Raw genomic sequence first — 3,766 nt, 5'->3', positions numbered from 1 at the left:
GGAGATTGCAGCGGTTATGGCCAACATTCATCTGCTGCGGAATTATCGAACGCTGGGCGATTATTTGGCCGAGTCAGGCGCAGCGGACGATGTGAAGGAGCTGTGGGAGCATCTGGTCTGCTCCAACTTCTTTATTACCCCCGAGGATGCCCGCAAAGTTCCGGGTCCGGCAATTGCGGACTACTACCACAATCTGTTTCTCTCGCAGCGTCCGGTCAATTATGTGCTTGGAAGCTGGGCCGTCATCACGAATCAGCTGCAGAGCAAAATCGAAGGATCGGGTAGATGGTCCATCGCACTGCGTGAAGGGGTTGAAAGCATTCGGTACGAGAAAGGCCGCTATATGCTGCGCACGAAGGAGCAGGAGCACGCCTTCGACCGGATCGTGTTTGCAATGCCGGTGCAGCAGGCAGCCAAGCTGCTTCGCGGCTCGCCGTGGGAGCCATTCCTTGCGCCTTACGAGGACAACATACCGACGGAGGTGCTCGTCTATGACGTCGGCTTGAGCCGGGTCGTCGCCAGACCCTTCTCTTATATCAGCGATATGGAGCATAAGCTTTTTATCTCCGACGTATCCGCAACGGACACGACGCTCGTTCCTCAGGAAGGTCAATTGCTGCAAGGCATTGCCTATTTGAATGATTCTGCGTTCGAGGACGAGGAATCCCGCAAGGCGTACCTGGACGAACGGCTGGCGCTGATGGAGCGTCTGTTCGACGCCCATTATCCGGGGTGGAGAGAGGCATCGGCGGTGAAACGAGTATCGAAGAAAGCCATGGTGCAGAGCGTCAAGAACATCGAAGGAAACAAGCTGCTCCCGAACCGGCTGGAGAGCGTCCCCTTCTACTTCTGCGGCGATGGGACAGAAGGGAAAGGCGAGCTTGCTGAACGCGCCTTCTCCAGCGCAAGAAGGGTCGCCTCTTTGCTGCTTCGGGAAGTGAGCGATCCGGTCATGGCCTAATGCGAAAAAATGGGCAGAGATTGAGACATATGTCCACACCCTCCTCTCGTTTTTGCATAGGATAACACTGTAGCAGCACAGAAACTGCTAACAACAAGAGAGTGAGGAGGAATGACACATGGCATACGCAGGCGGTGCTGGCGTAGGTGCAGGACACGGTGTTTTCACTTCCACAGGGGCAATTCTCGTACTCTTTATTCTTCTCGTCATTATCAGCCGCACATTCGTTCTGTAAGAACGATTTGTCCAAGAGCCGGTGGCATGCGGTATCCGCATCCGCCGGCTTTTGTTCATGGGAAAATGGGATGAGCCTACTTGGTGATCAACTTGTCTTCCACTCTGGCACATCGGCTTGAAACGTGAATGATAGGGTACACTATATCATAGGATGAGTAAAGACATCGGACATTGCTTATGATATACTGACAAAAATTAGCGGAAAGCATTGGAGTGATGAATATGTTTGGCAAATCCGGCGATGAAACGTACGTGGCCTTGCTGCTGAAGGCAGGCGACAATATGCTGCATGCGGCTCACGAGTTTCGGGCTGCCTTGACCGGCGAAGGACGGCCTGCGGAGCGCTTCGCAAAAATTGACGAGTATGAGCGGATCGGCGATGAGCTCGTCCAGCGGATTTTTGTGGGACTTAATTCGATACAGACAAGTCCCATACCAAGGGAAGCGCTGCTGCAGCTTGCAGGGTGCATCGATGACGTGCTTGACGGGATCGAGGCGTCGATGGCGCGTTTTGACTATTTGGAGGTGGATTACGCCGATAAGGTTATGCAGCAGTTTTCCGTACATATCGTATCCTGCTGCCACCACCTCGTAGAAGCGCTAAAGCTGCTGGCGAACAAAAAGTATTTGCAAATTCGGGAGCATACGGTTGAAATTAACCGCATTGAGCACGAAGCCGATCTGTTGATGCGGGAAGGCATTCGCGCTATCTTCCGCGCCAAGAAGGATCCTTACCACGATATGAAGCTGAAGGAGATTTACGAAAGGCTGGAGGAGACAACCGACCGCTGCGAGGATGCGGCCGATGTGCTACAGGGCATTATCCTGAAGCTGTCGTGATCGGTTTGTCTAATCCGGGAACAAATTCACCCTACGGGTGAATGAACGGGATCAATATAACCACACTTCTCGAATTCAACTTACTTTTGTACGTTTTTTCGTTACTACTTAGGTCCCCTGAGGGAAAGCGAAGTTACCTTGGAGAATTGCAAAGAGTGAAGGAAGGACGGGAAGGCCCTGTTTACGCAGCGTTGAGATAAATCCATGAGCGCGCGCGAATTGATGCGCACCTTCCCACGTGCGGAAAGAGCCGGACACTTTTTGCTTCACTTTGGTCATCCGCAAATCCCGTTCCGCTTGGTTATTGTCAAACGGCACGCGGGCATCGTAAAGAAACCGCAAAATGGATTCCTTGTGCATCCGGAATCTTTCACCCAAATTGGCGGCTGGGCTTTTGCATTTTCGGCCTCGTGTCCCTGTTTTCGGGCGGACCTTTCCTTGGTGCCACACGGATTCGCCGCGCTGCAGAATCGTATCATAAAGGTGTTCAATCCGGTGGATGGTATCCGGTTCCAAGGGGCGGCCTTGGGCTCTAGCTACTTTGGCCATATTCCAACTGGTCAAAAGTAACCGGATCATATGTGCCGCCCATCGTTGGTGATCATTCTGGATAATCCCGATGCATTCCCGAATTAAATGGACACCGCATAGTGCGTGAATGAATCGGTATTTCTCTTTAAAATAGGATGAATGGCAATCATGAACCACGGTGCCTAGATGACGGAGAAGGATTCCGACTTCGCTGAAGGCTTTGAAACCGCGCTTTTCATGCACATTCAGAAGCGTCCATTCAGCTGTGCTGTGCGTATGGAGCCAACGTGTTTTCCCTTCTACACGACAACCGGTCTCATCAGCGTGAAGGACAGGAGACTCGGCGATGCGCTCGCGAATGAAGGATTCCACCGTACTTAACTTGGCATGTGTCCGACGCATGAAGGAAAGTAAGGTGCCTTCACTTAGATATTGATTCGTTAAGTCGGCGAAGAGCTCCCGGATGCGTTCTAGTGGAATCATGTGGCGAGCATTCAGATAGACGGTCCATGCCGAAAAGCCTTTTCCATACTGTACGGGCGCTGTTACATCAGCGGGGAACGATGCTTGCGTGATGCGGTGACAACAGGAACACCGCCGTTGTTCAGCACGGTATTCGGTGACCACCAATTGCGGGACGGGCAGATCGAGTACTTGACGCTTTTCATGACCAATGAATTTGGCGTCCCTCAAAGAGGAATGACAGTGTCCACATGTCTGTTCGGTCGGGAGGGTGATGATGTGATCCGGATGTTCGGCTTGATGCAAGGTGTGTCCCGGGTGACCCTTGGGGGCTCCACGTTTGCCGCCGGATTTGCGCAGGTTGACTGGCGGTTTACGGAGTCCGTCACTCGAAGGCGGTTTACTGCTGTTATTGCTATTCTGACCAAGCTGACGCTCTAGTTCATGGATACGTTTTTCTAATGCTTCAATACGCAGAGCTTGAGCGGCTACGGTTTCCGTCAGCTTCAAGTTAAGGGCAAGAAGAGCATTGAACTTTTCTGCAATTTCCTCGTCACCTTTGCAAATATCTAAGACCTGTTGCGGCGTTAGTTCCATTTTCATAGCTCCTCATTTTTTCTATATACACAGGATTTCGATACATATCGTATCTTTCCTGCTATAAATATAAAAAAAATAAAGAGGTCCCCAATGGGGACCTAAGTAGTAACGGTTTTTCGTACAAAACCCCGGCGG

At 51.6% G+C, this 3,766-nt stretch carries 3 protein-coding genes and 1 pseudogene; 3 read left to right on the top strand and 1 reads right to left on the bottom strand.

Annotated elements, in window-relative coordinates:
• The 3 genes and pseudogenes from ACESLK_RS29980 to ACESLK_RS29970 form a co-directional block, all read left to right on the top strand.
• Positions 1–961 (top strand): annotated as a pseudogene (locus tag ACESLK_RS29980) (FAD-dependent oxidoreductase); the annotation flags it as partial.
• 118 nt (positions 962–1,079) lie between these two features.
• Entirely contained in the window at positions 1,080–1,196 is a 117-nt protein-coding gene (locus ACESLK_RS29975; RefSeq protein WP_373233517.1) for a YjcZ family sporulation protein, read from the top strand.
• A 224-nt stretch (positions 1,197–1,420) separates the two neighbouring features.
• Positions 1,421–2,038, top strand: a complete 618-nt coding sequence (locus ACESLK_RS29970; RefSeq protein WP_373233516.1) for a DUF47 domain-containing protein — start codon at positions 1,421–1,423, stop codon at positions 2,036–2,038.
• Between the two features lie 108 nt (positions 2,039–2,146).
• Here ACESLK_RS29970 and tnpC read toward each other — a convergent pair whose 3' ends face one another.
• Positions 2,147–3,628 carry an IS66 family transposase gene (gene tnpC, locus ACESLK_RS29965; protein WP_373233515.1) on the bottom strand — a complete coding sequence of 494 codons (1,482 nt, stop codon included), beginning with the start codon at positions 3,626–3,628 and terminating at the stop codon, positions 2,147–2,149.
• Between the last annotated feature and the right edge of the window lie 138 nt (positions 3,629–3,766).

Origin of the sequence: Cohnella sp. (assembly GCF_041640265.1) — a bacterium.
Lineage (GTDB): Bacteria > Bacillota > Bacilli > Paenibacillales > Paenibacillaceae > Cohnella.
The sequence above is the reverse complement of the archived record's forward strand: the minus strand, read 5'-3'. Positions and strand labels throughout refer to the sequence as shown.